Genomic DNA, 25,191 nt, shown 5'->3' with positions numbered 1-25,191 from the left:
CCCTCGACTCAAGCGTAGATTCCCGGATAAGAACAAAATGAGAACATTTTGTTGACTGTCCGATGCCGAAACGCCGAATACTCTCGTTGTGGTTTCCTCGCCTTGGGGCGGAAAGGCTGATACGCGCCGCCCGTGGCCTGCACGCTGGTCCGCTTGCCGTGGTGGCCGAGCGCGCCAACATGCAGGTCATCACCTCGCTGAATGCGCAAGGGCAGGCCGCTGGTTTGCGCACGGGGCAGCCGGTGCGCGACGCCCATGCCATGTGCGCAACCCTTGTTACACGCCCCCGCAACGCCCCGGCTGAGACTGCGTTTCTGACAGCTCTCAGGCGGTGGGCTGGTAAGTTCAGCCCCTGGGTGGCTGAAGAAGCCCCCGACGGGCTGGTCATTGACCTGTCAGGCTGTGCGCATCTGTTTGGTGGCGAAGAAACTCTATTGTCCACAGTCGAAACCGATTGCGCCGATATGGGCCTGAGCGTGCAAATGGGCATCGCTGATACGCTGGGCGCGGCCTGGGCGCTGGCGCGCTATGCTGGACAGGAAGCTGCATCGGATCGTACCGGCGACGCCATCAGCCAGGAGGCCCGCGCCACCCGTGCCCGTGCGGGCAAGCGGCGGCACTGGACCAAAGGCGGCGCGGCGCCTCAAGTGGCAGCATCAGGTGGCGGGGCCCGGATTGCGGCACCGGGTCAGGCCTATGGCGCACTCAGCCCCTTGCCGATCGCGGCGCTGCGGCTGGACGATCAGACCATCGCGCAACTGAACCGGCTGGGCCTGCGTCGGATCGGTGATCTGCTGGGCCAGCCCCGCGCCAGCCTGGCCCGGCGATTCGGACGGGGTCTGGTGCTGCGGCTGGATCAGGCCATGGGCAGCGCGCCCGAACCGGTCTCGCCTGCCCGCCGCCCACTTCACTTTGCAGTGCGGATGACCCTGCCCAACCCAATTGGCCTGCAAGAGGATGTGATGGCCGCCATCGACCGGGTTCTGCCCACGCTCTGCACCCGGCTGGAAGAAAAGGGGCGCGGGGCGCGAACCCTGCGGCTGGAGGCGCACCGCGCTGACCAGGCTACCGAGGTGATCGAGGTCGGGATGGCCAGTCCAACCTTTGACAAACATCGCATTCGCCCTTTGTTAGAGATGAAAATTGACAAGATCGATGCAGGCTATGGCATCGACATGCTGCGGCTTGAGGCAGTGCAGACCGAGCCTGTCTACGCCCGCACGCTGTCTGGTCATGCCGAGGCCCGTCAAGCGGTGCGCAACCGCCTGGAGGGTCATACCGCTGTTGATGACCTGATCGGCAAACTGGGCACGCGGGTCGGGCTGGAGACGATCACCCGCTGTCATCCGGCCTCATCCCACATCCCCGAAAAGACGGCACAAACGCTGGCCGCAGCTTGGTCGAAACCGGCGTGCAACTGGCCCGCCCCCGTCCGCCCCCGTCCTTTGCTGATGTGGCAGCCCGAACCCGTGATGGCCCCCGGTATTCCGGATATTCCGACAGCATTTCGCTGGCGCGGTCGCGACTGGCAACTGGCGCAGGCAACCGGCCCGGAACGGATTGCGCCGGAATGGTGGCTGGACGATCCCAATTGGCGCAGTGGCGTGCGTGATTACTGGACCGTTGTCACCGAACAGGGCGACCGGCTATGGCTGTTCTATGGCCATGGTGGAACGATGTCCGCAGGCTGGTTCTGCCAGGGGCGTTTCGCGTGAAAACCAGACAAATCTGTGGTAGGGACGACTCGGTACCGCGTGTTCCCGGAACCTCAATTGCGGGTGACAAAAATGCTGAAGGCTTGATTTGGCGCGAAAATCCGGCAAGGCTGGGAACATGAACATGCAGCCTCCCAGCCCGTTTCCAGCGGGTGCGGCCCCGACGCAGGTCGCCTTCGACCGACGCGAATTGTCTTTGATCCTCTCTGTTTACGGCCGAATGGTGGCTGCGGGAGAGTGGCGCGATTATGGAATATCGAGCCTGCGCGAAACGGCCGTGTTTTCGATTTTCCGACGAACCGCAGAGCATCCCATTTACCGCGTGGAAAAGCATCCGCGCCTGCGATTGCGGCAGGGCATGTATTCGGTCGTCGGGATGGACGGGCGTATTTTGAAACGTGGCCACGACCTGCGCGCTGTCCTGCGGGTGTTGGAACGCAAGCTGATCCGATCGGTTGACCCGGATTAGAGCCTTTTGTGGGCTGTAACAGGCCCGTCACCCTGCGCCTCGATCCGGCTGATCGCCTCTTTCAATGGTTCAAAGCGGACGGCCATATGATGGGCATTGGCGTGCAAAAGCGTGTCTTCATCCACAACCCAGGCCACATGCCCCTTCCAGAACATAAGATCCCCGCGTTCGGGGTGGGCTCCATCCGGCAAATTCCTGCCCAGCGCCTGTTCCTGATCGCCACTGTCGCCGGGGCACGAGACACCGCAAGCCAGCAAAGCGGCCTGCACCAAACCCGAACAATCCAGCCCGAACCGGCTGTTTCCGCCCCACAGGTAAGGCGTTCCCAGAAACAGCTCCGCAACTGCAACAGGGTCGGATGAAGTGCTGGTTATGAGTTGGACATGGGCTTTAGGAACAAACCCCACGTCTGCCTCCACAAAATTCTTACTTTCGGAAACCACACGAAGCTTGCTGCCAAAACTCAGCGACATGCAGTCGGGGCTTTTCATATTGGGCTCGGAATACACATGCGTCGCAGGCGCGCTGACCCAATGAGTCGGCTCAGCAATCGGGCCCAGCGCCTCTGAGCGCAACCAACCGGAATACCCGTCTTTTTCCGAAATAATGCGGTTCCACCCTTCGGCCGTGTCTTCAACCGTCACCAAATCGCCAAACAGCAGCTGCCTGTCGCGCCGCCCATCCGGATCGCGCAGCAAATCAACAACCGGCAGAACCACATTGTACCTGGTCATAGCTTGAGCACCTCGGGCAATGCTTTCAGCAGGGCCCGCGGTCCCTGACCCAGCCCGCCCTTGCTGCGCCCCGGCTCTTTGGCGCGTTGCCACGAGTAGATGTCGAAATGGACATAGGCGCTGTCAGTGACGAACCGGCGCAGGAACAAAGCCGCCGTGATCGACCCGGCAAACCCGCCCGACGGGGCGTTGTCGAGATCGGCAATTCCCGGTTCGATCAATGCCTCATACGGCTCATGAAACGGCATCCGCCATGCAGGGTCGGCCACGATCTTTGCGGCTTTCCCCAGCGATGCCGCCACATCTTCATCGTCGGTATAGAACGGTGCCAGATCGGCCCCAACGGCAACCCGCGCCGCGCCGGTCAGCGTTGCCATCGAGATGATCAGGTCGGGGTTGTCTTCATCCGCCAACGTCAGGGCATCTGCCAGAACCAGCCTGCCTTCGGCATCCGTATTGTTGATCTCGACGGTCAAACCCTTGCGCGAGGTCAGGATATCGCCGGGCCTGAAGGCATTTCCAGCCACCGAATTCTCGACCGCAGGGATCAGAACGCGCAACCGTAGCGGTAAATTCAGCGCCATGATCATCTGCGCCAGACCCAGCACATTCGCAGCCCCACCCATATCCTTTTTCATCAATGCCATTGCAGAGGCCGGTTTCAGGTCCAGACCGCCGGTGTCAAAGCAGACGCCCTTGCCAACCAAAGTCAGTTTTGGTCCAGCCTCCCCCCAGTTCAACTCGATCAGCCGGGGCGATTGATCCGCCGCTCGACCAACTGCATGAATCATTGGAAGGTTTCGATCGTTCAACGCTTCGCCGGTAATGGTCTCACACGACGCTCCGAACTCCTGCGCCATGGCTTCGACCGCTGATTGCAAGGCGTTCGGGCCCATATCGGCCGCCGGGGTGTTGACCAGATCGCGGATCAGGACCTCGGCATTGGCCATGACTTCGACACGAGTTGCATCGACGCCATCCGGGGGAATCAGTTCCGCCCCCGCAGACGATTGTGCCTTGTAGCGGTCAAAGGCATAACCGGTCATCAGCCAGCCGAAACATTCGACCTCCAATGCATCCGCCGCGACCCCTGAGGCAATGCGATACACGCCCTTGGGCAAGGCCTCTGCCGCCGCAGCCAGCGGAAAACGTTTGCGCGCAGGACTGCCTTTGCTGCCATACCCTGCCACCGCAAAACCGGGCGCCCCGTTGGCTTGGGGTATCAGAAGGGCCTGCCCGATCGCTCCGGTGAACCCGTTTGCATTGATCCACGAACTGACGACCTCGGACTGGCCGGCAAGCCAGTCTTCCAGATCGGACTGTGCGATAACATGCAGGTCGATGGCCTGGTCGGTCGGCTTGGCAAAGGTCAGAGGCATGGGCATCTCGTCCGTGTTGTTGCGCGCCCAGACTAGCCACCCCCGATCCACCCGCAACCCCCGTCAGACGGAAAGATCCTGTTGGTCCCACACCGCCATCAGCGATCGCTCGCCAACCCGGATCAGCCTGAACAGCGTCGCGCCCGCTGCAACCGCATCGCCGGAATCGACCGTATCGGTCACGTCGCCGGCCACCCGCGCCAAAGCGGTCATGCCGACCTGATCGGCCATTGCAACCAGTGACCGGGCGCTTTTGCGCAGGCCAAGCCAGTCGCGCCGCCGCCACAGTTGTTCGCAGTTCGACAGACGCGCCGCCATCTCCTCGACCGCGCGGCACAGGACATCTTCGGCACTGTCCTCTCCGAGTTGCCGGTACAGTCCGGCCAGACGATCCGTGTCCAGACGCACGGATTCGCATTGTTGAAGCGTAACTATTTTCTCCACCACATTTACCCCAGTATTTCCCGCCCCCACGGCGTATCCGTATCCTTTGGCCACAATCCTTTGCAAAAGGTTGCGCTTCTCATCGATAATCTCTCGAAATTTGTTTGAATTCGGACTAAATCAGCCGTCAGCATGAAATCGCGGGGACAGAATTATGGATGCTGCCAAACCTTTGCCGAACTACCTGGTACAGCGTTATCACGGTTGGAAGGCCACAACCTATTCCGAGAACCGGGCCTGGTACAGACGGCTTGCAACCGAGGGCCAGCGTCCGCGCGCCATGGTAATATCCTGTTGCGACAGCCGTGTTCACGTCACCTCGATCTTCGGAGCTGATCAGGGCGAGTTTTTCATTCACCGCAACATCGCAAACCTTGTGCCACCCTATGCACCTGACGGCGATCACCACGGCACCAGTGCCGCCATCGAATATGCGGTCACCGCATTGAAGGTTGCCCATCTGATCGTGCTTGGTCATTCGCAATGCGGTGGCGTTCAGGGCTGCATTGACATGTGCAAGGGCCAGGCCCCGCAACTGGAGGCCAAAGAAAGCTTTGTCGGGCGCTGGATGGATATCCTCAAACCGAAATACGAGCTGGTCGCCGATGTCGAGGACAGCACCGAGCAGGCACGTCAGTTTGAAAGACAAGCCGTTGTGGCATCGCTTGAAAACCTGATGACCTTCCCTTTCGTTTCATCGGCGGTTCAGGACGGAACGCTGAGTGTGCATGGTCTGTGGACCGACATCGGCGAAGGCGATCTGCAATGTTATGATCCGCAGGAAAAGAAATTCGTTTTGGTCTGATCCGACCGGCACGAAAAGCCAGCGACTTAAAAAGGCGTGCAACGGTACCTGTTGCGCGCCTTTTTTTGATATTCTGGGCCTGCATAGTTTGTTTGGAGCCCAAAATGAGATTGATCAAACGCATTGTGTACTCATTGATCCTGACCGTTCTGGTAATGATTGCCATCTCTTTCGTGTTGCCCGGCACAGCCCGGGTTTCGCGCAGCATCACGATAGATGCGCCGTCGGACGCGATTTTTCCTTATGTGAATTCCATGCAACTGACTGAACAATGGTCCCCCTGGCTGGCGCGTGATCCGGAAACCAGACTTGCTTATTCCGGCCCCGACGCTGGCGTGGGCAACAAGCTGGCATGGACCTCGGACCATCCTCAGGTCGGGTCGGGCACACAGGAAATCATCGAAAGCATCGAGGGGCAGCTTGTCAGAACCGCGCTTGATTTTGGTTCGATGGGTAAGGCTACGGCGTCATTCACGCTACAACCCGAAGGGGCAGAAACGCAGGTCACTTGGGGGTTCGAATCCGATCTGGGCCTAAATCCGATGGCACGCTGGATGGGCTTGATGATGGATAAATGGGTCGGTGCGGACTATGATGCCGGACTTGCCAACCTGAAAGCGGTTGTTGAAAACGCCAACTGAACCATATCACTGCCTGAACCGATGCCGTGTTTCCCAAGGCGTTTTCTTGTTTACGGCAGCCGGATCCGGGCCAGAATGCCCAGGTGATCCGACCCCATGAATGGTCGCAGCACGGCCGTTCCGGTTGTACCCTTGGGAACCAGCAAGTTGTCTATGGGCATGGGTATCGCCCAACTACCCAGATTATAGGTATTCAGCGCGGTGCCGAAATTCTGGTTATCTGCGGCCTGCCTGATCCGTTGCACGCTGCCACCCCAGGGGGCCATGTTGAAATCCCCTGCAATCAACACCGGCCCATCCAGATTCTCAACATGTTCCGCGACTATCTTGCTTTGCTCGAATTGATCATAGGGAAAGGGCCAGCTCAGATGTACCGATACCACCCAGACCGGTTGCCCGCCCGGTGTCACCACCTGAATTCCGGCAAGCCCTTTACCCGGCAAGCAAAATTCTGAACCTTCAACAATCGGTAACGCCGTCAGGACCGCGACATTCTGTTCGGGCCGGAATTCGCATTTTATTGAATGTGGATACCGGTCGAACAGGTTGCTCATGAATTTCTGGTTGTGGGACGAAACCTCCTGCAAGGTCACAATTTCAGCATTGGACGCAAGGATATCATCCGCCAGCGAATACCGCGGCCAGGCTTTGGACAACAGGTTCTTTTGATACAGCGTCAGGCACTCGTCATCACAATCAGGCCCTGAGGGAATGAACCCGGACGCGATCGAGCCAATGGCGGTAATCGCCAGGGCCAGTGAAATCACCGCAAATCCTTTTGCCCTCACGAACAGCAGCATGGCGGCAAACGCAACCAACAGTACACCCGCCTGCGGTCGCATCAGGGCAATTGAATCACCCGCCGCAAAAAAACGACCGGTAAAACCGAAGATTACCAGTCCCATCAGGACCAGCGCGCCGCTCAATACCAGAGCGCGGAAAATTCTGTTTCCTGCAAGACCACCCACGTCTCGCCCCATATACTCTGCCTGAGTCCGATATTGGTGTGTTTGAAGCAGCACGTCCAGCAAACAAAACACACCATGCAGATCACGAAATCCCGCCCGGTGCACGCGCCATATAAGTGGGGGCAGGCTTGTCATCTAGGGCAAAGAAAAGGCCGCTTCGACTGAAGCGGCCCTGACCCAATTTCCGGTGTTTGCCGATCAGCCCTTTTTCAGAACCTCACGGCCCAGAAGCTCGGCGATCTGTACCGCGTTCAGCGCCGCACCCTTGCGCAGGTTGTCCGAAACGCACCAAAGGTTCAGGCCGTTCTCGACGGTCGAATCCTGACGGATGCGGCTGATGAAGGTCGCGAAATCGCCGACGCATTCGACGGGCGAGACGTAGCCACCGGCCTCACGCTTGTCGATCACCATGATGCCGGGGGCCTCGCGCAGGATGTCGCGGGCCTCGTCTTCGTCGAGGAATTCTTCGAATTCGATATTCACGGCCTCGGAATGGCCGACGAAGACCGGTACGCGAACGCAGGTGGCCGTGACCTTGATCGACGGGTCGACGATCTTTTTGGTCTCGACAACCATCTTCCACTCTTCCTTGGTCGAACCATCTTCCATGAAGACGTCGATCTGCGGAATGACGTTAAAGGCGATCTGCTTTTGGAACTTCTTCGGCTCAACCTCGTTGATCGGGTTGTAGACGGCTTTGGTCTGGTCCCACAGCTCGTCCATGCCTTCCTTGCCCGCTCCGGATACCGACTGGTAGGTCGAAACGACAACCCGCTTGATCTTGGCACGATCATGCAGCGGCTTCAGCGCCACAACCATCTGCGCGGTCGAGCAGTTGGGGTTCGCAATGATATTCTTTTTGGAATAGTCGTGAATTGCCTGCGGATTGCACTCGGGCACGATCAGCGGAATATCCGGATCATAACGATACAGCGACGAGTTATCGATCACCACACAGCCCGCAGCAGCAGCCTTGGGCGCATAGTCTTTGGTTGCGGCAGAGCCCACGGCGAACAACGCGATATCCCAGCCGGTAAAGTCAAAGGTGGCCAGATCCTGGGTCGTCAGTGTCTTGTCGCCAAAGCTGACCTCGGTGCCCAGCGACCGACGGCTTGCCAGCACGGCAAGTTCATCGACGGGGAACTGGCGTTCAGCCAGAATGTTCAGCATTTCGCGGCCCACGTTACCCGTGGCGCCGACGACAACGACGCGATAGCCCATTTTTAGTCTCCTGAATAAAGGACGCGCGTTCATAGCCGCGTTGCAGAAAAGAAAAAAGGGCTTTCGGCGGTGAATTCAGCGAATGACGCCGAATTGAGGGGGATCAGCCGTTCAGAAGGCGCTCATACAGCGCAACTAGCGTCTTTGCCTCGCCATTGATGTCGAAATTCTGCTCGACGTGCGTGCGGGCTGCGACGCCCGAACGGGACAGGGAATCACGATCCTGCAACATCTCAGCCGCCGCATCTGCAAGTGCCGGGATATCACCCGGTTCGACAACACGGCCAAGGGATGGGTCCGTGACGATCTCGGAAAACGCGCCGACATCGGTGGCGACAACCGGAACGCCACATGCCATCGCTTCCAGCGGGGTAAGGCCGAACCCCTCCCAGCGCTGCGGGGCGATGAACAGGTCCAGCACCTGATACCACTCGGCGATCTGATCGACGGTCACCTCGGGCATGAACAGGATTCGATCGGACAGACCGGCCTTTGCGACCTTTTCCTTCAGCTCACCAAGAAAGCCGGTGTGTTTCTCGGTGGCCCGGCCCATGACGATGCCCGAAACATCCTCGAACCGCCCGCAAAGGTCGATCATCGCATCGACGAAGGCATCAGTGCCTTTCTGGTGCCGGATACGGCCATAACACCCCAGCAACAGCCCATCCGGCAGGCCAAGCTGTGCCCGCAGTGCAGCCTTGTCCTTGGGCGGAACAAAATCCTGCAGGTTGATCCCGTGCATGATCACCTGCGCGTCACGTTCAAGATACCCAGCGGTCTTGCGCGAAGTTGCGACTACCGCGTCCATCCTGTCGATCAGCCATTTGGTGTAACCGGTATGGGCGCGCTGAGAAGCACTGGTGAACAGCAGTTTCAGCTTCAGTCGAAACAACCCGCGCAGGATCAGGCCCAACAGCATTTCGGTGTTCCGCCGCGCGTGCCAGACGCGCAGTGTACGGCGCGACAGAAACGGCAAACGCCCCAACGGAATATGCGGAATGTTGGCGGGCAGACCCGGTCCCGTTGCGGCAATATCGATCCATTGCACCTGCAACGGCACCAACCGCGCGATGGTTGCAGTCACGCCCGACAGTCTGCGTTTCAGATTTGGAGCAATGACGACTGGGTCTTTCACATGGGTCTCCCGAAGGGCGTTGCGTCAGTCCATGCTGTCCCGACTGAACAGATAAATCACGCAACCAATGGCAACGGTGATGGCAAAAAAGCCGAATATCGCTGTGTAGGGCGCGGTTGGTCCCATGTCCACCGTTGCCGCATGAATGCGGCCGGTGGCGAACTGTGCCAGTCCAACGCCGCCCACGCCAAAGAGGTTCAGCAGTGTCACTCCGCGGCCAACCAGATGCGGCGGAATAAAGGCGCGCCCATGCGCCATGATCACCGGGAACGCCGCACCTGAGAAACCGATCAGTGCCATCAGCATAACCGACAACCAGACCGCATCATCGATCCACAGACACAGCAGGAACAGGGACAGGCAGCTCAGAACATTACCGCCGAAAATCACCCATTTCCGAGTCCCGAGCAGGCGGTCGAGCGGGCCATAGGCAAAGGTACCGGCAATCATCGCGGCCCCCATGATCAGCGTCGCCTGACCGATCTGAGTGGTGCTCAGCCCAAAAATATCCAGCAGATAAGGCCCTGCCCACAATCCGCGCAATGCGCCGGATGGTGCATAGGCCACCAGCATCAGCGGCAGGATCGTCCAAAGCGCGGGCTCTTTCAGCAGATCGATCAGCGATCCCTTGTGTTCGGTCTCGACCCGCTTGGGATCATGCACCGTGAACCAGATCCCGGCGGCCACCACCGCCGAAATCACCGCCAAACCCGCAAGGGTCGCGCGCCAGCCCATCAGTTCCACGGCCAGCGCCGTTGGATAAGATGCCACCAGATTTCCGACCGACCCCACACCCAGCATGACAGCGGCAAGCGTGGCGAATTTTGCCGGAGGGAACTCGCGCGCAAATATGAAATACGATGCCATCAGAACCGGCGAACATCCGATCCCGATCAAAGACATTGCAAGGGCCACGTGAAACGGTGTTGTGGCTACGGCAAACAAGGCCGCACCGCCGGCACCACCGATCATCAGCAAAACGGCCGAGGTGACCCGCGGCCCGATTCGGTCCAGCGCCCATCCCACCGGGATCTGCATGGCCGCAAAGATCAGGAACCACAGTCCCGAGGCAAAGGCCAGATCCTCGGGCGTCGCACCGATATCGCGTCCCAGATCAGCCGTCAGAACCGCCAGAAACGCGCGGAAGAACTGGCTTAGCACATAGGCAAGACACAACACCACCAATCCTGCCTGCATGTCCTGCCCCCTGCTTCGAACCTCTGCCAGGATGCTTGGCACGTCCCGGCGATGCACACAAGCACGTGTGGTTTGTTGCAAATACCGGTTCCGGGGTATCAACACGTTAATGTTGCAACCAAACGCATCAATGGGGGGACAATGGCGGATACGCAAAGCTCGTTCTACGAAGACCTGACCCTAATGCGTGATTTCGCCTCACTTGCGGAACCCGTGCAGTTTTCTCCGGTTCCGGATGATTGGTATGCGGGCATCACCGACATCGTGAACTCAACCGGCGAAATTGAGAATGGCCGCTACAAGACGGTAAACATGGTGGGTGCTGCAGTGATCTCTGCCATGATCAACGCATTGAACGGCAAGCGGTTTCCTTATGTTTTTGGTGGCGACGGGGCTTCCTTTGCCGTGCCCGGCGAAGATGCGGATGCTACACGCGCAGCGCTTGCCAAGCTGCGATGCTGGGCACGGGAAGAGTTCTCCATCGAATTGCGCGCCGCGCTGATCCCGGTGGCGGATATCAGAAACACTGGCCGCGACATTCGGGTTGCACGATATGCTGCGTCAGACGGCGTGGACTATGCCATGTTCAACGGCGGCGGTCTGGCCTGGGCGGAAACAAAAATGAAAGCGGGGGCCTATGAGGTACCTCCGGCCCTCCCCGGCGCACAACCAGACCTGACCGGCCTGTCCTGCCGCTGGTCCAACTGCCATGCGCAGAACGGGCACATTGTATCCCTGATCATTCAGCCAACACAAAAGGCAAGCGAACGCGATTTCGCCGATCTTGCCCAGCGCATCGTTGCGCTTTCGGACGGGCTGGAGCGGGGCGGTCATCCTGTGCCGCTCAATGGCCCTCCGATGAACTGGCCGCCCCCGGGGCTGAATCTGGATGCACACGTATCGCGCGCCGGACGAAACCTCGGATTGCAAAAAGTGTTCCTGCTGGGTCAAAACCTGCTGATCTGGCTGTTGTTCAAATCCGGCAGGGCCATGGGCAGCTTTGATCCAGAGCATTACCGGCAGATGGTCAGCAAAAACGCCGATTTCCGTAAATTCGATGACGGGCTACGAATGACCCTGGATTGCGATGACGCAACGCTGAACAGGATCACGACCATGCTGGAAGAAGCATGGGAGGGGCGCAAGATTCGCTATGGGATGCACGCTCAGACCGAGGCGATGATGACCTGCTTTGTGCCATCTGCAACGCAGGACGATCACGTTCATTTCGTTGATGGCGCATCCGGTGGCTATGCCCGGGCAGCCGCCACCATGAAGGGTTGAATTCCGTTACCTGTTCCCGCGCAATCGCCCGACAACACCTGTGGGAAAGAAATAAACCGACAGGATGAACAACACACCCAGCCAAAGCAGCCAACGATCCGCGCTGAGCAGTTGCGGCAACACCGGTAATCCTTCAACAAGCCCCGAAGCCGTCCCCATCAAGGCCTGCAGATAGTTCTGGGCGATCACAAATACCGTGGCCCCGATGATGGCCCCATACATCGTACCCATTCCACCGATCACCACCATCAAAAGGATATCGATCATGATCTCCATCGACAGAACCGTATCCGGCCCCACATATCGCAACCAGATGGCGTAAAGGCTGCCGGCCAGAGCCGCGACCGCAGCTGACAGGCATGTGGCGGCAACACGATATTGAACCACCCGATATCCGATCGATTCAGCACGAAAGTCGTTTTCCCTGATCGCCTGCAAGACCCGCCCAAATGGCGAATTCACGACCCGCAACATCAACAGGAACAGGACGAGACTGCCAAAGAAGATCAGGTAATAGGCCAGCAACTTGCCATTCAGTTTGACGCCGAACAGCTCACCACCAAATTTGAACGCAGGCCCCAATGCCCGTGGTGTTTTGAACGTCAGACCATCCTCTCCACCGGTCAGACCTGACAGCTGACTGACAAGAACCGCAACCGCTGATGCCACCGCAAGCGTGATCATCGCAAAAAAGATGGCCCTGACGCGCAGCGAAAACAGGCCGATAATCAGGGCCAGTATTGCCGCAACCACGGCCCCGGCCACCGAACCCAGCATCAGCGCATCAAACCCGCGACCCAAATGTGTCGAAGCCAATGCCACGCCGTAGGCCCCGATCCCGAAAAACATGGTATGCGCAAAGCTGACGATACCGCCGTAGCCAAGCAACAGGTCATAACTGGCCACCAGAACAACAAAGATACAGATACGTGCTGCCGTATCCACGGTCCGCACACCGGGAAACAGAAACGGCGCCAGCGCAAGACAGATCAGAATGACGCCGAGGATCAGGGCCAGAGGAACCGAGCGGGGCGTGTCGCCCGAAAGAACAGCTTTGATCATTTTGCTTTCACCACAGGGATCATGCCCATCGGGCGCCACATCAGGATCGCGACCATCAGTCCGATGTTCGAAATCAGGGCAACTTTAGGCTCTAAAAAGGCGACATAGTTCTGCATCAGGCCCACAAGCAGTGCGCCGATAAAGCACCCTTCGACACTGCCCAGCCCGCCAATGATCACCACGATGAAAATCAGGATCATGGCCTGATTGCCCATATGCGCCGTGATGACCTCCTGATAAAGGCCCCACATCACACCGCCCAGCCCGGCCAGCGCCGAACCGGCAATGAATACGCCGACAAAGACCAGCCGAAGGCGATAGCCCAGCGCCTCGACCATCTCGCCGTTTTCCACACCTGCGCGGACGATCAACCCGATCTTGGTCCGGCGCAGAACCCACCGCATGACGGCAAAGACAACCAGCCCGACCCCGACCGCGACCAGACGGTATTTCTCGATCGCAGCACCGGCAAACGTTACCGCACCTTTCAACGCCTCTGGCCGTGCGATGTAAATCTCCTCCGGTCCCCACAAGACGATAATCAGCTGCTCAACAACGATCAGACCACCCATCGTGACCAGAATCTGCTTGAGATGATGACCATAGACCGGCTCGACAATCACCTTTTCAAAGGCCCAGCCCATCGCGCCGGTTGCCGCCATGGCCCCGAACACCGCCACCATCAGCGCGGCGAGGTTCAACGCCAGCGATGGCGCGGAAGTCATCTGCCCCAGCACCAGCAACACCGAGACTCCGACAAACGCCCCGACCGAGACAAAGGCGCCGTGGCCGAAATTGATGACATCCATCAACCCGAACACCAGCGTCAGACCGGACGCCATGATAAAGATCATCATCCCCATCGCCAGCCCTGATACCGTCAGGGTCAACCAGGATGTGGAACTTGGGATCACCAGAAACCCAAGGATGATCAGCGCAGGAATCAGCAGGACAGGCATCCATGGCGTCAGCCGCTCCACCAGTGAGAGCCGGGCAATTGTAGGCGCGTGTTCAGGTGCCGCAGTCATGACAATTCCCGCCTCTTCCTCTTGCAATAAATATCCCCGCCGGAAGCTGAATATCTCCGGCGCCACCGTTCCGGTTCACCATCACGTCGCCTCCATGCTCAGGCCCATCAGCCGCTCTTGAAGGTCCGCGTCACCGGCAAGTTCCGCCATCTGGCCGGCCCACACCATGCGCCCGTCATCCATGACATTGGCGCTGTCGCCCAGCGCTTTTGCAACCGAGAAGTTCTGCTCGACCAGCAGGATTGAAGCGCCCTGCTCCTTCAGGTCCTTCAGGGCCCTCGCCATGGTCGAGATGATGGCCGGAGCCAGCCCCTTGGTCGGTTCATCAATCAGATACAGGCGGCGTTCCTCAATCATGGCCCGCGCGATGGACAGCATCTGTTTCTGTCCCCCGGACAGAGTCCCGGCCTCGGATTTCCAGAAAGTCCTGAGCGGTGGAAAAGCGGAAAAGACCCAATCCAACCGGTTCGGATCTATGGCACCGGAAACGGCGGCCAGAGTCATGTTTTCCTCGACCGTCAGGTCAGAGAAAATGCCCATGTCTTCAGGCACGAAACCAACGCCCGCCCGTGCGATTGCCGGGGTCGGCATCCGGGTAATATCCTCGCCATCAAACAGGATACGTCCCTGATGCGCGCGCCAGTGCCCCATGATTGTCCGCAAAGTGGTTGTCTTGCCGACGCCGTTACGCCCCAGCAGCATGGTCACCGCACCGCGGGGCACTTCCAGGTCGACCCCCTGCAGAATGTGATACTGCGCGATGTTGGTATAGACGCCTTCAAGCCTGAGAATTGGATCAGACATCTTCCAGCTCCCGCCCCATATAGGCTTCCTGCACCACATCCGACGCCATCACCTCGGCAGGTGGCCCGTCAGCTGCCAGAGCGCCATTGTGCAAAACGATGATCCGATCAGCCAGCGTCCGGATCACATCCATCTTGTGCTCGACCAGCAATATGGTGCGGTCGGTCAGCTCTTTCAGTTCCGCGATCAGATCCAGAACGACGGGCGCTTCGTCCACGCTCATCCCGGCGGTGGGCTCGTCGAACATGAAAACGCTTGGGTCCAGCGCAATCAGCAGCGCGACCTCCAGTTTCCGCTGATTACCATGGGACAGTTCGGATACGACCTGATCGCGGCTGTCCAGCAGACGCACCCGCTGCAGGATGGCATCGGCAGCATCCGTCAGCTCGGCGTGGCTGATGGCCATCGACAGCAGATTGAACCCCTGACCGGATCTGGCCTGAACCACCAGCCGAACGTTCTCAAGAACAGTCAGGTTCGGAAACAGATTGGTCAGTTGAAACGCGCGGCCAATTCCCGCCTTGGTCCGGCGCGATACCGACTGGCCCGAAATATCATTCCCACGCAGAAAGACCCGGCCGGCAGAGGCAGGGATTTGACCCGATATCAGGTTGAAATAGGTCGTCTTGCCTGCACCGTTCGGGCCAACGATAGCCGTCAGCTCTCCGGCATCAAACGAACAGGTCACCGTGTCCACCGCGACATGACCGCCGAAACGAACTGTCAGGTCCTCGGTTGCAAGAATAGGGGAGGGCATGGTTGTGGGCGTCTCTTTTCAAAGGACCGGCCCGAAACCCCGCAGGTTCCGGACCGGACAAGGTCACAGGGATTACTGGTTGCGAACAGGGATCGGAAGATCGTCGATCGTCAACTCACGGACAAGCTCGGGGATGGCCCACTCGACGTTGTCATCCACCTTGATCTTGAAGTGGTACATGGATTGCATCGCCTGATGGTCTTCGGGGCGGAACTTCATCTTGCCCTTGGGCGTTTCCCACTCCATGCCTTCCATGGCAGTGATCAGCTCCTCGGTATCGGCACCCCCTGCCTTCTTGATCGCTTCGACCACGGCAATGCCCGCCGCCATGCCACCCGCAGTGAAGAAGTCGGGTGGTGTGCCGAAACGCGCTTCGTGCTCTTTCACCAGCCAGTCGTTCACCGGATTATTCGGAATGTCATAGTAGTAATAGGTCGCGCCCTGCATGCCCGGAAAATCCTTGTAGCCTTTCATGGCCGCCAGAATGTTTCCGCCTGTCGCGATCTCGATACCAAAACGACTGGGGTCCATCGCGTTGATCTTGCCCATCGGGTTACCGCCACCGGCCCAGATGATGAACAGGCGCTTTTCGCCGTCCAGATCCTTCATCGCGTTGAAAATCCGTTCCGCTGCGGCCGTAAAGTCCGTGGTGTCGGTTGGCACATATTCTTCGTGCACAATACCCGACCCGGCCCCTTCCAGCGCCTCCTTAAAAGCAGCGATACCATCGCGACCAAAGGCATAGTCCTGCGCCAGCGTCGCGATATGGACACCTTCACCCGCCAAGGCAATCGCGTTGGCAACCGCATCCTGCGAGGAGTTGCGGCCCGTGCGGAATACATAGCGATTCCAGTTTTCGCCGGTAATGGAATCCGCTACCGCAGGTTCCACGATCAGCAGTTTTTCGTATTCTTCGGCAACCGGCAGCATCGCCAGTGCAACTCCGGAACTGACCGGGCCTACCGCCAGATCAACTTCGTCATCGCCATAGGCTTCTTCCAGCAATGCCTTGCCGTTCTCAGGCTTGAGCTGTGTGTCCTTTTCGATCACGACGATTTTCTCGCCGTTGACTTCCATGGTGCCGCCGGTGGCATATTCCAGCCCCAGCATCAGCCCGTCATGGGATTGTTTGGCATAAGCCTCGAACGGACCTGTCTTGCCATAGACATGGGCGATCTTGATGTCGGCCGTTGCGGCTGTTGCCAGCGCGAGTGCAGACACCATCCCTGCGCACAGAATGCGTTTCACGTTACTCCTCCCCGGTGGTGCGCCACGGTTTCGGCGCTGAAATATCTGAATGAGATGAAGCTAACGGCGAGGGGGGGTTTGGGTCAATTATGCGGAAATACGTATTCCCTATTTGGCCTGCCAATGCGCCGACAAAGATCGCGCATTTTTGGCCAGAACCATCACGTCGATACCAACCGCCAGAAACTGTGCACCCATATCCAGATAGGCCTGCGTCGCCTCTTCTGTCGTGCCCAGAATGCCCGGAGCTTTGCCGGCAGCCTTGATGCGGGAAATTGCATCGGCAACCACTGCGCGCACTTCAGGTGCGGCGCTGTTTCCCTGAAACCCCATATCCGTTGACAGATCCGCAGGGCCGATGAAAACGCCATCGACACCATCCACCTGCAAGATCTCGTCCAGGGCCGCAATGCCGGCGCGATTTTCCACCTGTACCAGCAGGCAGATCTGTTGATCTGCTGTCTGAATGTATTCGCCCGCCGTTCCGAACATGGTTGCACGTGCGGCGGTTGCGCCTACCCCGCGTACCCCGTGTGGCGGGTACCGGCACGCCCGCACCAGCTCGCGCGTTTGTTCCGCGCTTTCTACGATCGGCACCAGTATCGTCTGCGCACCCGCATCCAGCACCATCTTGATCATCCAGGTTTCGCCAACAGGCACACGCACAACCGGATGCGAGGGGCTGTTCGCGAGGGCCATCAACTGATCGCGGATCGACCGAATGTCGTTTGGCGCGTGCTCTCCGTCGATCACCAGCCAGTCGAAACCGGTTGTGCCCATGATCTCTGCAACGCTTGCCTCGGCAAAGCTCATCCAGCAACCAATCAGCCTTTCACCCTTTATCAGAGCCTGTTTGAACCTGTTTACCGGAGCTGGCATTGCATAATCCCTTCAGGCAAAATTGATTTGAACCGAGCCGAACGGCCCGAAATTGGCGTGAAACACAGATCCGGCCGGGGCTTCGATCGGGCGGATGAACGAGCCCGACAAAACGATATCCCCGGCTTCGATGGCAAGTCCATACCCGGCCATGCGCCGGGCCAGCCACAGAACCGAGGTAGCAGGATCGTTCAGAACCCCGGCTCCAAGGCCTGTTTCCTCGACCGTTCCGTTTCGCGTCACCAACGCACCGACCCAACGCAGATCATGGGCGTCGACACGATGGCGTTCGTGCCCCAGAACAACCCCTGCATTCGCGGCGTTGTCGCTGATGGTGTCCGTCACGACCCGCGCCTGTCCCGATTCGGGATCGGCGCGCAGGATGCGCGTGTCGAGGATTTCCAGCGACGGACAAACATAGTCAGTCGCGGCAAGCACATCGTCGCGCGAGCAATCCGCTCCGGCAAGCGGCGCTTTCATGACAAACGCAATCTCGGCCTCGATACGAGGCTGGATGAACCGCCCGGCGGGAACAGTTCCCCCGGTATCGAAAGCCATATCGTCCAGCAAAACGCCGCTGTCCGGCGTATCGATGCCCAGCGCGTCCTGCATGGCACGGCTGGTCAGGCCGATTTTCCAGCCGATCCGCCGCCGTCCCGTTGCCAGCTTTCGGTCAACCAGACGCTTCTGAACGGCATACGCGTCGTCCAGCGTCATGCCAGGATAGCGGAGGCTCAACAGGCCGCATTGCTTCCCGCTCACCTCAGCCTCAAACAAGGTCTCGGCGGCTTCCTTATGCTGATCCGGTGTCATTCGTCTGCCACCGTGTTAACCAGCTTGCCGATGCCTTCGGCCTCAACCTCGATGACGTCTCCGGGTTTCAGAAAGCGGGGCGGATCAAAGCGGGCCCCCGCACCTGTGGGGGTACCGGTAATGATGATGTCACCAGGCACCAGCGTCGTGAATGTCGAGATATATTCGATCTGACGCCGGATCGGGAACAGCATCCGGCTGGTCCGGTCGTTCTGGCGCAACTCGCCATTCACCTTCGTGGTCAGACGAATATCGTCCAGCTGCGCAGATGCTGAAAAAGGCACTAACCAAGGGCCAATTGCCCCGGAACTGTCCCAGTTCTTGCCTTGCGTGACATTGAACTTCGCATGCCGCACCCAGTCACGCAGCGTACCTTCGTTGCACAGTGACACCGCCGCGATATGCTCATACGCCTTTTCCTGCGGAATGCGCCGACCTCCCTTGCCGATGATCACGGCAATCTCGCCCTCATAGTCCAGCTGTGGTGTTTCCGGCGGGCGGATCAATGGCCGCTCTGCCCCGGTGAACGATCTGGGGAACCGGATGAACAGCGACATGTTCGGCGGCGCGTCCTTGCCATCCTTGTATTCTGCATTGCGGTCCGGGAAATTCACGCCAACGCAGATGATCTTTTCCGGCGCGGGGATCGGAATTTCATAGGTGAAGCTGCCGTTGGGATGGGTGACGTCCCTACCCTTGGCGGCCATCGCCAGATCGTGCAGCCCGCCAGCCCCGATCACCTCGCGCAGAGTCGGCCAGTCCGGGAATTCCGGCGACAGCGCGATCATCCCGCCTTCAGTCGCGACACCATAGAATGTCTCACCATTAGAACTGAATGTAGCAAACCGCATCACGCAAGCCCTCGTGCAATTTCAGTGATGACGTCATAAGCCATCATCACATCCTTTTCCGTCGTCTCGAACTGACCGGCCTGAAAACGGATCGCCAGATCACCATCCACGCGGGTCTGCGTCAGGTAGATGCGCCCGTCGTCATTGATGGCATTCACCAAACGCAGGTTCAAATCATCCAGATCGGCATTCGAATCCGGAACGAACCGGAAGGTCCAAAGCGACCACATCGGCTGAGTCACAATCTGAAAATCCGGTTCCGCAGCCAGCTTGTCATGCAAAGCCTGTGACCATTTTACATGTTTGCGCACCCGTTCGCGCAAACCCTCCAACCCGTAGGCACGGATCAGAAACCACAGCTTGAGTGCGCGGAACCGTCGGCCAAGCGGCACCGACCATTCGGAATAATTTATGATGCCGTCCTTGCCATGGGTCTTGAGGAATTCGGGGCTGATGGCAAGCGTTTGGGTCAGATCCTCGGGCGAACGGACAAAATGCACCGAGCCATCGAATTGTCCGCCGATCCACTTATACGGGTTGAACACAATGGAATCGGCCCGTTCGACACCGGCCCAGAGAGCGCGAAACTCGGGGCAGATCATCGCGTTTCCGGCCCATGCGGCATCAACGTGAAGATAAAGACCTTCTTCACGCGCGACGTCCGCGACATCCGAGATGTTGTCTGTTGCACCAACACCCGTCCCACCGACACAGGCAACAATTCCTGCAGGGGTTAACCCCGCTTCACGATCAGCCCGAATGGCTTCCCGCAGTTTTTCAACCTGCATGCCGCGATTTGGGCCCTCTATGGGAATGCGAACAAGGTTGTCTTCACCGATACCCGCGATCCAGATTGCCCGGTCGATCGAGGTATGAACTTCGCCAGAGGCATAGACCCGAACCGGTGACTGACCTGCAAGGCCCCTTGTATTGCCCTGCCAGTTCAGGGCCCGCTCGCGCATGGTCAGAACGGCGGCAAGGGTCGCCCCGCTTGCGCTGTCCTGAATGACACCATGAAACCCGTCCGGCAAACCCAAACCCTGACGCAACCAGTCCAGCACGCGGGTTTCCATTTCTGTGGCCGCCGGAGAAGTCTGCCACAGCATGCACTGTGGCGAAACGGTGGCGATCAGGTAGTCAGCCAGCACAGACGGCGGCGTCGCGTTGCTTGGGAAATAGGCAAAGAACCGGGGGTGCTGCCAATGAGTAATCCCCGGCATCACGATGTCTTCGAAATCCTTGAAGATTTCCTCCATCGCCTCGGATGTCTCTGGCGGGCTGACCGGAAGCGCATTCAGAATATCTCCGGGCTCGGAACGCGCCCGTACCGGCTTATCACCGACGGTCAGGTGATAGTCCTGCGACCAGTCGGCTATCTTTTTGCCCCAACCAGCAAATTCGTTCCATTTCATTCCTGACCCCTTATGGCGCGATGATGGGTTGCGCGTTCAGTGCGCTCTGAACCGTTTTGGCCCCTTCGAAAGTCGAGCCCTCTTCGAACCAGCTGCGCGGTGCGGGGGCGCCCCACAAAGTCTGACGCTGCGGATCGGTCAGCGACCATTTGATCGGCTCAAGATCGGGATCGACGGTTTGATAGTCCGAGCAGTAGATTTCGATCCGATGCCCGTCAGGATCACGCACATACAGGAAAAATGCGTTGGAAATGCCATGGCGACCCGGTCCTCGTTCGATATTGTCCACGTAGCCAGTGGTGGACATCAGATCGAGAAGGTCAATGATGTTCAGCGGGTTCGGTACCCAAAACGCGGTGTGATGCAGACGAGGGCCAAGTCCATTGGTAAAGGCCACATCATGTACCCCACCCTTGCGGTGCATCCAGGCGGCCCAGACCTTACCGCTTTCGTCGTCTTCGGTGAACTCGGTAACGCGGAATCCCATGTGATTGTAGAACGCGACCGAGGCATCCACATCTGCCGAGAACATATTGAAATGATCGATCCGCAGTGGTTTTACCCCATTATAGAGCCTGTATTTCTGGTGGATCGGCTCAAGTCGATCCATTTTGACGTAGAACTCCAACGGAATGCCCCACGGATCACGGGTACGCAGTGTGCGGCCCATATGCGGGCGCTCGACCCAGTCCACAGGCAGACCACGAGCCGAAAAGAACTCTGCCGCCTTGTCCAGATCGGGCTCGTCAAACAGCTTGAAACCAAGCACTCCGACCTCGGCCAGATCAGCCTGTACCAGAACAATGCAATGATGCCCGCGTTCCTCCATGGCTCGCAGATAGATGTGGGTATCATCTTCGTGCGTGACCTGAAGGCCCAGAGTGTCCACGTAAAACGCGCGCGACGCGGCCAAATCGGTGACGCGGTATTCAACGTGGCTCAGCCGGACGATGTTGAACGACGGATAGAGGTTTGGTGCGGGTACAGGCATGTTTGTCCTCCTTACTGAACCGGAAAGATCACGTTGGTCTGCCCGGTACCGGAACTGGGGAAATATTCGGTAATGACTTCGCAGGGCGCGGTGTAACTGTCCCAACCCAGCGCACCGTAAAGCATGGCGGTGTCGTGCATTGACCCCTCTCCACAACAATATTCGGCATATTCTCCGAGCATCTTCAAGAACGTCGCGTGATCACCCCTTTGCCACATATCCAGAACGTGCAGATCGACCTGACGATTGAATTCCGAGCTGATGGTGAAGGTGCCGTTGTTGGCCGCATAGTCCTTGTTGGCCCAGATTTTGTGGCTGAGCGAACCTGATGCGACCAGAAGAACCTTATTGTCGCTCGCCTCAATCGCGGCCCGGATCGCCTCGCCAACAATGCGGCTTTCATCGTGACCGTGAACGGTGCACCAGGCAGCAACGGAAACCACCTTGAAATCCCCCTCGCGACTCATGAAGCGCATCGGAACCAGCGTACCGTATTCCAGCTCCAGCGAGTCGAGCTGATGCGACAAGGTATAGACGCCCATGTCGCTGGCTTTTTCCGCAATCGCATCGCCCAGCGCCGCGTCGCCTTCGTATTCGTAGGGCAGGTTCTGGATGAATTGCGGGAATTCATTTGAAGTGAACAGCCCCTTGAACCGATGGTTGGCGTTGATGTGATAGCCCGCGTTGATCACCCAGTGGGTATCGCAGATCACAATCGTATCCGCGCCCAGCGCCTTGGCGCGTCGCGCGATTTCCCGGTGCCCGTCGATAGCCGGTTTACGGGCACCTTCCAGGCGTCCGGGCCGTTCCGACATCAGCATGGTCGGAACGTGCGTGCATTTAGCTGCCAGAACGATTTCGCCCATTTTCTCCTCCTCAAAACAGGATGCGCGTTTCTATGCGGGTTCAGGCGCCAAGGCGCGGAATGGCGTGCTGGCCGGTGGCAAAACCGACGTGTTTTTGCTCCATGTAGAACTCAAACGACCAGTCCCCGCCATCACGTCCGATGCCGCTGGCTTTGACACCGCCAAACGGGGTAGGCAGATGGCGGACGTTTTCGCTGTTGACCCAGATCATCCCCGCTTCAAGAGCGTTGGTAAAGCGCAGCGCACGGGTCAGATCATTGGTCCAGACATATCCTGTCAGGCCATATTGAGTGTCATTTGCCAGTGTTAGAGCCTGACTTTCGTCCGTGAACCGGATCGCGGTCAGGACCGGACCAAAGATTTCCTCCTGCGCAATCGTCATGTCATTGGTTGCATCGGTAAACAGCGTGGGGCGCACGAACCACCCCTTGTCACCAACCCTTTCACCGCCCGCTGCGATGGTTGCGCCATCTTTTCTCGCGATATCGAAATAGGACGTAACCTTACTGAAATGCTCCTGATGGATCAGCGGGCCGATCTCGGTCGCCGGATCCAACGGATGGCCAACGCGAATATTATTCACACGCTCCGTCAGTTTGGCCAGAAACTCATCCGCTACACTGTCCTGAATGAGCAGCCGGGAAGACGAGGTGCAGCGTTCGCCATTCAGCGAGTAGATCATGAATATCGCCGCATCAAGCGCACGGTCCAGATCGGCGTCGTCAAACACGATGACCGGGTTCTTGCCGCCAAGCTCGAAATGCACCCGCTTAAGCGTTTCGGCCCCCTGTCTCATGATCATTGAACCGGTTTTGCTTTCGCCGACAAAAGCGATGGCCTTGATATCTGGATGTTCGGTCAGGCGTTTGCCTGCATCTTCACCAAATCCGTTTACAAGGTTCCAGACCCCAGCGGGAAGGCCGGCCTCATGCGCGATTTCAGCCAGTATTCTGGCGGTCAGCGGCGAAAACTCTGCCGGTTTGTGCACCACCGTGCATCCTGCTGCCAGGGCAGGCGCAATTTTCCAGGTGCTGAGCATAAACGGCGTGTTCCATGGCGTAATGACACCCACCGGTCCGATCGGAACCCGCGTCGTGACATTCATCAATGTCGGAGATTGCAGGTTCTGCCCGTCCCGGGCCGCCGGAGCACGGTCAGCGAAGAACCGGAAATTTTCAGCCCCACGCAGGGCAGCCTTGGACATGAACCGCAGGGCCTGACCTGTATCCCAGCACTCGCAAAATGCGATCTCTTCTGCACGCTCGACAATCAGATCGGCGATGCGATGCAAAATCTTCTTGCGTTCAAGCGCTGGCATGTCGCGCCACGCGGGAAAGGCCGCCTTAGCCGCAGCCGCAGCCGCGTCAATATCTTCGGCCCCGCTTCGCGCCACAGGACAGATCAGGCTTTCGTCCACCGGAGAATGTGTTTCGAATGTCTCGCCGGACAACGCCGGAACCGTTTCACCGCCGATCAGGTTCAGGATTCCATCTCCGCGAAAGCGATCGAGATGCGTTTCCAGTTTCGTGATGTTTGCTTGCAGGTCAGTCATCTCAGTCAACCTTTTTCAGATGGTCCCGGATCGTGCCGGTTTTTGGGGACAGGTCCGGATCGATGTCCCGCATCTCGAGGGACAGGGCGATCGGGAATTGTTGAAGCGCCGGTTCAAGAAAGGCTTGTGCCGCATCAAAGATCTTTTGTGTTGCAGCCTTACGCGTTTGCAAATCACGTCCGCCGCGCAACCGGACAGAAATGTCGATATAGCCGTGCGAAGGATTACCGTCGGCAATGGAAACATGATCGGCGCGGATGGCCCTGACCCTGATACCAGCCATGGGCAATACGTCCGTTGCTATCGCCGCTTCGCGCAAAGCGCTGCAAAATCCGGCCATATCAACCCGGTCTTCCATATTGGCTGAATAGTCCACGGTGATATGCGGCATGCGTCTCCTCCTTTTGTTAACATGTGAAGTATTTTTCTGATTCTGTCAAGCGCGCTGGCAATCACCGGTTGCGGCTCGGCGGGAATTCGGCAAGGATTCCGCATGACCAATGACTTGCCACTGACATCCAGATCCCTGCCAATCGCGTTACTGCGTGCACGGGAAAGCGTGATGGGCCCGATCCGAACGATGCTTGCAGATGTGGGTATCACCGAACAGCAGTGGCGCGTTTTGCGCGTCCTGCAGGAAGAAGGGGCGCAGGATCCCACAAGGATCGCCGACCGTGCCTGCCTGCTGCTGCCCAGCCTGACGCGGATACTGCAAAAGCTAGAAGAAAAGGCTCTGATTCAACGTAAATCGGACCCGAACGACCGTCGCAGACAAATCGTCGAGATCACCGAATCCGGAAATCAGATCATTCAGGTCAATTTGACGACAAGCATTCAGGCGTCCGAGCGTATTCGCGCGCATCTGGGACCGAAAGGCTATGAAACGTTGCTGGACCTGCTGAATGAGCTGAACGAGATGGACAGCTGATCCGCCGC

At 58.4% G+C, this 25,191-nt stretch carries 26 protein-coding genes; 6 read left to right on the top strand and 20 right to left on the bottom strand.

All coding sequences use genetic code 11. The features are described from left to right. Positions 1-62: 62 nt before the first annotated feature. A complete protein-coding gene (locus ACR0D6_RS09130) occupies positions 63-1,715 on the top strand; it encodes a DUF6504 family protein (protein WP_480765281.1) in 1,653 nt (550 codons plus the stop codon). A 118-nt stretch (positions 1,716-1,833) separates the two neighbouring features. Then, positions 1,834-2,184 (top strand): DUF2794 domain-containing protein, encoded by a 351-nt coding sequence (locus tag ACR0D6_RS09125; protein ID WP_170653498.1) that lies wholly within the window; start codon positions 1,834-1,836, stop codon positions 2,182-2,184. Here ACR0D6_RS09125 and ACR0D6_RS09120 read toward each other — a convergent pair. From ACR0D6_RS09120 to ACR0D6_RS09110, 3 genes are all read right to left on the bottom strand, one after another. Then, positions 2,181-2,918 carry a C40 family peptidase gene (locus tag ACR0D6_RS09120; protein ID WP_170653497.1) on the bottom strand — a complete coding sequence of 246 codons (738 nt, stop codon included), beginning with the start codon at positions 2,916-2,918 and terminating at the stop codon, positions 2,181-2,183. The genes ACR0D6_RS09125 and ACR0D6_RS09120 overlap by 4 nt on opposite strands. After that, entirely contained in the window at positions 2,915-4,297 is a 1,383-nt protein-coding gene (locus ACR0D6_RS09115) for a leucyl aminopeptidase family protein (RefSeq protein ID WP_480765280.1), read from the bottom strand. The genes ACR0D6_RS09120 and ACR0D6_RS09115 overlap by 4 nt, the downstream gene beginning before the upstream one ends. A gap of 63 nt (positions 4,298-4,360) precedes the next feature. Then, positions 4,361-4,705 carry a hypothetical protein gene (locus ACR0D6_RS09110; RefSeq protein ID WP_480765470.1) on the bottom strand — a complete coding sequence of 115 codons (345 nt, stop codon included), beginning with the start codon at positions 4,703-4,705 and terminating at the stop codon, positions 4,361-4,363. Between the two features lie 190 nt (positions 4,706-4,895). Between ACR0D6_RS09110 and ACR0D6_RS09105 the strand changes: the two genes are divergently transcribed. Beyond that, the gene (locus ACR0D6_RS09105) at positions 4,896-5,546 is read left to right on the top strand and encodes a carbonic anhydrase (RefSeq protein WP_170653490.1); all 651 of its coding nucleotides are present in this window, start codon (positions 4,896-4,898) and stop codon (positions 5,544-5,546) included. A gap of 104 nt (positions 5,547-5,650) precedes the next feature. Then, complete coding sequence (locus tag ACR0D6_RS09100) at positions 5,651-6,187, top strand: SRPBCC family protein (RefSeq protein WP_480765279.1); 537 nt, start codon at positions 5,651-5,653, stop codon at positions 6,185-6,187. A gap of 50 nt (positions 6,188-6,237) precedes the next feature. Here ACR0D6_RS09100 and ACR0D6_RS09095 read toward each other — a convergent pair whose 3' ends face one another. The 4 genes from ACR0D6_RS09095 to ACR0D6_RS09080 all read right to left on the bottom strand — a co-directional run bounded on the left by ACR0D6_RS09095 (position 6,238) and on the right by ACR0D6_RS09080 (position 10,708). Further along, positions 6,238-7,167 (bottom strand): endonuclease/exonuclease/phosphatase family protein, encoded by a 930-nt coding sequence (locus ACR0D6_RS09095; RefSeq protein WP_480765278.1) that lies wholly within the window; start codon positions 7,165-7,167, stop codon positions 6,238-6,240. A gap of 186 nt (positions 7,168-7,353) precedes the next feature. After that, the gene (locus ACR0D6_RS09090) at positions 7,354-8,376 is read right to left on the bottom strand and encodes an aspartate-semialdehyde dehydrogenase (protein WP_170653484.1); all 1,023 of its coding nucleotides are present in this window, start codon (positions 8,374-8,376) and stop codon (positions 7,354-7,356) included. Between the two features lie 103 nt (positions 8,377-8,479). Then, entirely contained in the window at positions 8,480-9,511 is a 1,032-nt protein-coding gene (locus ACR0D6_RS09085) for a glycosyltransferase family 4 protein (RefSeq protein WP_480765277.1), read from the bottom strand. A gap of 24 nt (positions 9,512-9,535) precedes the next feature. Continuing rightward, the gene (locus tag ACR0D6_RS09080) at positions 9,536-10,708 is read right to left on the bottom strand and encodes an MFS transporter (RefSeq protein WP_480765276.1); all 1,173 of its coding nucleotides are present in this window, start codon (positions 10,706-10,708) and stop codon (positions 9,536-9,538) included. Between the two features lie 141 nt (positions 10,709-10,849). On the opposite strand from ACR0D6_RS09080, the gene ACR0D6_RS09075 reads away from it, so the two are divergent. Next, the gene (locus ACR0D6_RS09075; RefSeq protein WP_480765275.1) at positions 10,850-11,992 is read left to right on the top strand and encodes a DUF3095 domain-containing protein; all 1,143 of its coding nucleotides are present in this window, start codon (positions 10,850-10,852) and stop codon (positions 11,990-11,992) included. 6 nt (positions 11,993-11,998) lie between these two features. Here ACR0D6_RS09075 and ACR0D6_RS09070 read toward each other — a convergent pair whose 3' ends face one another. The 13 genes from ACR0D6_RS09070 to ACR0D6_RS09010 all read right to left on the bottom strand — a co-directional run bounded on the left by ACR0D6_RS09070 (position 11,999) and on the right by ACR0D6_RS09010 (position 24,646). Next, positions 11,999-13,054 (bottom strand): branched-chain amino acid ABC transporter permease, encoded by a 1,056-nt coding sequence (locus tag ACR0D6_RS09070; protein WP_170653477.1) that lies wholly within the window; start codon positions 13,052-13,054, stop codon positions 11,999-12,001. Beyond that, positions 13,051-14,082, bottom strand: coding sequence for a branched-chain amino acid ABC transporter permease (locus ACR0D6_RS09065; protein WP_170653474.1), 1,032 nt, complete (start codon positions 14,080-14,082; stop codon positions 13,051-13,053). Before ACR0D6_RS09065 ends, ACR0D6_RS09070 begins: the two co-directional genes overlap by 4 nt. A gap of 81 nt (positions 14,083-14,163) precedes the next feature. Then, complete coding sequence (locus ACR0D6_RS09060) at positions 14,164-14,886, bottom strand: ABC transporter ATP-binding protein (protein ID WP_480765274.1); 723 nt, start codon at positions 14,884-14,886, stop codon at positions 14,164-14,166. Further along, the gene (locus ACR0D6_RS09055; protein ID WP_480765273.1) at positions 14,879-15,643 is read right to left on the bottom strand and encodes an ABC transporter ATP-binding protein; all 765 of its coding nucleotides are present in this window, start codon (positions 15,641-15,643) and stop codon (positions 14,879-14,881) included. Before ACR0D6_RS09055 ends, ACR0D6_RS09060 begins: the two co-directional genes overlap by 8 nt. Before the next feature lie 72 nt (positions 15,644-15,715). Beyond that, positions 15,716-16,891, bottom strand: coding sequence for a substrate-binding domain-containing protein (locus tag ACR0D6_RS09050; RefSeq protein WP_480765272.1), 1,176 nt, complete (start codon positions 16,889-16,891; stop codon positions 15,716-15,718). 108 nt (positions 16,892-16,999) lie between these two features. Beyond that, positions 17,000-17,770: an HpcH/HpaI aldolase family protein gene (locus tag ACR0D6_RS09045; RefSeq protein WP_480765271.1), complete on the bottom strand. Its 771-nt coding sequence runs from the start codon at positions 17,768-17,770 to the stop codon at positions 17,000-17,002. Positions 17,771-17,782: 12 nt separating this feature from the next. Next, positions 17,783-18,583, bottom strand: coding sequence for a 2-oxo-hept-4-ene-1,7-dioate hydratase (gene hpaH / locus ACR0D6_RS09040; RefSeq protein WP_480765270.1), 801 nt, complete (start codon positions 18,581-18,583; stop codon positions 17,783-17,785). Next, on the bottom strand, positions 18,580-19,434 hold the full coding sequence (locus tag ACR0D6_RS09035) for a fumarylacetoacetate hydrolase family protein (RefSeq protein ID WP_480765269.1): 855 nt from the start codon (positions 19,432-19,434) through the stop codon (positions 18,580-18,582). The genes hpaH and ACR0D6_RS09035 overlap by 4 nt, the downstream gene beginning before the upstream one ends. Beyond that, complete coding sequence (locus ACR0D6_RS09030; RefSeq protein WP_480765268.1) at positions 19,434-20,846, bottom strand: pyridoxal phosphate-dependent decarboxylase family protein; 1,413 nt, start codon at positions 20,844-20,846, stop codon at positions 19,434-19,436. Before ACR0D6_RS09030 ends, ACR0D6_RS09035 begins: the two co-directional genes overlap by 1 nt. A gap of 10 nt (positions 20,847-20,856) precedes the next feature. Continuing rightward, positions 20,857-21,837, bottom strand: coding sequence for a 3,4-dihydroxyphenylacetate 2,3-dioxygenase (gene hpaD / locus ACR0D6_RS09025; RefSeq protein WP_480450953.1), 981 nt, complete (start codon positions 21,835-21,837; stop codon positions 20,857-20,859). An 11-nt stretch (positions 21,838-21,848) separates the two neighbouring features. Further along, the gene (gene hpaD, locus ACR0D6_RS09020; RefSeq protein ID WP_480765267.1) at positions 21,849-22,703 is read right to left on the bottom strand and encodes a 3,4-dihydroxyphenylacetate 2,3-dioxygenase; all 855 of its coding nucleotides are present in this window, start codon (positions 22,701-22,703) and stop codon (positions 21,849-21,851) included. Between the two features lie 40 nt (positions 22,704-22,743). Beyond that, positions 22,744-24,255: a 5-carboxymethyl-2-hydroxymuconate semialdehyde dehydrogenase gene (gene hpaE / locus ACR0D6_RS09015; RefSeq protein ID WP_480765266.1), complete on the bottom strand. Its 1,512-nt coding sequence runs from the start codon at positions 24,253-24,255 to the stop codon at positions 22,744-22,746. A 1-nt stretch (position 24,256) separates the two neighbouring features. Continuing rightward, the gene (locus tag ACR0D6_RS09010) at positions 24,257-24,646 is read right to left on the bottom strand and encodes a 5-carboxymethyl-2-hydroxymuconate Delta-isomerase (RefSeq protein ID WP_480765265.1); all 390 of its coding nucleotides are present in this window, start codon (positions 24,644-24,646) and stop codon (positions 24,257-24,259) included. A 102-nt stretch (positions 24,647-24,748) separates the two neighbouring features. Here ACR0D6_RS09010 and hpaR point away from each other — a divergent pair, with 102 nt between their 5' ends. Further along, complete coding sequence (hpaR, locus tag ACR0D6_RS09005; RefSeq protein WP_170653449.1) at positions 24,749-25,183, top strand: homoprotocatechuate degradation operon regulator HpaR; 435 nt, start codon at positions 24,749-24,751, stop codon at positions 25,181-25,183. The last annotated feature ends 8 nt before the right edge of the window (positions 25,184-25,191 follow it).

Source organism: Ruegeria sp. BJ6 (genome assembly GCF_056537885.1).
The sequence above is the reverse complement of the archived record's forward strand: the minus strand, read 5'-3'. Positions and strand labels throughout refer to the sequence as shown.

Bases quoted from the DNA above. Each gene is read 5' to 3' on its own strand.
- ACR0D6_RS09130 (WP_480765281.1), top strand. From the start codon at position 63: ATGCCGAAACGCCGAATACTCTCGTTGTGGTTTCCTCGCCTTGGGGCG.
- ACR0D6_RS09125 (WP_170653498.1), top strand. From the start codon at position 1,834: ATGAACATGCAGCCTCCCAGCCCGTTTCCAGCGGGTGCGGCCCCGACG.
- ACR0D6_RS09120 (WP_170653497.1), bottom strand. From the start codon at position 2,918: ATGACCAGGTACAATGTGGTTCTGCCGGTTGTTGATTTGCTGCGCGAT.
- ACR0D6_RS09115 (WP_480765280.1), bottom strand. From the start codon at position 4,297: ATGCCTCTGACCTTTGCCAAGCCGACCGACCAGGCCATCGACCTGCAT.
- ACR0D6_RS09105 (WP_170653490.1), top strand. From the start codon at position 4,896: ATGGATGCTGCCAAACCTTTGCCGAACTACCTGGTACAGCGTTATCAC.
- ACR0D6_RS09100 (WP_480765279.1), top strand. From the start codon at position 5,651: ATGAGATTGATCAAACGCATTGTGTACTCATTGATCCTGACCGTTCTG.
- ACR0D6_RS09095 (WP_480765278.1), bottom strand. From the start codon at position 7,167: ATGGGGCGAGACGTGGGTGGTCTTGCAGGAAACAGAATTTTCCGCGCT.
- ACR0D6_RS09090 (WP_170653484.1), bottom strand. From the start codon at position 8,376: ATGGGCTATCGCGTCGTTGTCGTCGGCGCCACGGGTAACGTGGGCCGC.
- ACR0D6_RS09080 (WP_480765276.1), bottom strand. From the start codon at position 10,708: ATGCAGGCAGGATTGGTGGTGTTGTGTCTTGCCTATGTGCTAAGCCAG.
- ACR0D6_RS09075 (WP_480765275.1), top strand. From the start codon at position 10,850: ATGGCGGATACGCAAAGCTCGTTCTACGAAGACCTGACCCTAATGCGT.
- ACR0D6_RS09070 (WP_170653477.1), bottom strand. From the start codon at position 13,054: ATGATCAAAGCTGTTCTTTCGGGCGACACGCCCCGCTCGGTTCCTCTG.
- ACR0D6_RS09065 (WP_170653474.1), bottom strand. From the start codon at position 14,082: ATGACTGCGGCACCTGAACACGCGCCTACAATTGCCCGGCTCTCACTG.
- ACR0D6_RS09060 (WP_480765274.1), bottom strand. From the start codon at position 14,886: ATGTCTGATCCAATTCTCAGGCTTGAAGGCGTCTATACCAACATCGCG.
- ACR0D6_RS09055 (WP_480765273.1), bottom strand. From the start codon at position 15,643: ATGCCCTCCCCTATTCTTGCAACCGAGGACCTGACAGTTCGTTTCGGC.
- ACR0D6_RS09045 (WP_480765271.1), bottom strand. From the start codon at position 17,770: ATGCCAGCTCCGGTAAACAGGTTCAAACAGGCTCTGATAAAGGGTGAA.
- hpaH (WP_480765270.1), bottom strand. From the start codon at position 18,583: ATGACACCGGATCAGCATAAGGAAGCCGCCGAGACCTTGTTTGAGGCT.
- ACR0D6_RS09035 (WP_480765269.1), bottom strand. From the start codon at position 19,434: ATGCGGTTTGCTACATTCAGTTCTAATGGTGAGACATTCTATGGTGTC.
- ACR0D6_RS09030 (WP_480765268.1), bottom strand. From the start codon at position 20,846: ATGAAATGGAACGAATTTGCTGGTTGGGGCAAAAAGATAGCCGACTGG.
- hpaD (WP_480450953.1), bottom strand. From the start codon at position 21,837: ATGCCTGTACCCGCACCAAACCTCTATCCGTCGTTCAACATCGTCCGG.
- hpaD (WP_480765267.1), bottom strand. From the start codon at position 22,703: ATGGGCGAAATCGTTCTGGCAGCTAAATGCACGCACGTTCCGACCATG.
- hpaE (WP_480765266.1), bottom strand. From the start codon at position 24,255: ATGACTGACCTGCAAGCAAACATCACGAAACTGGAAACGCATCTCGAT.
- ACR0D6_RS09010 (WP_480765265.1), bottom strand. From the start codon at position 24,646: ATGCCGCATATCACCGTGGACTATTCAGCCAATATGGAAGACCGGGTT.
- hpaR (WP_170653449.1), top strand. From the start codon at position 24,749: ATGACCAATGACTTGCCACTGACATCCAGATCCCTGCCAATCGCGTTA.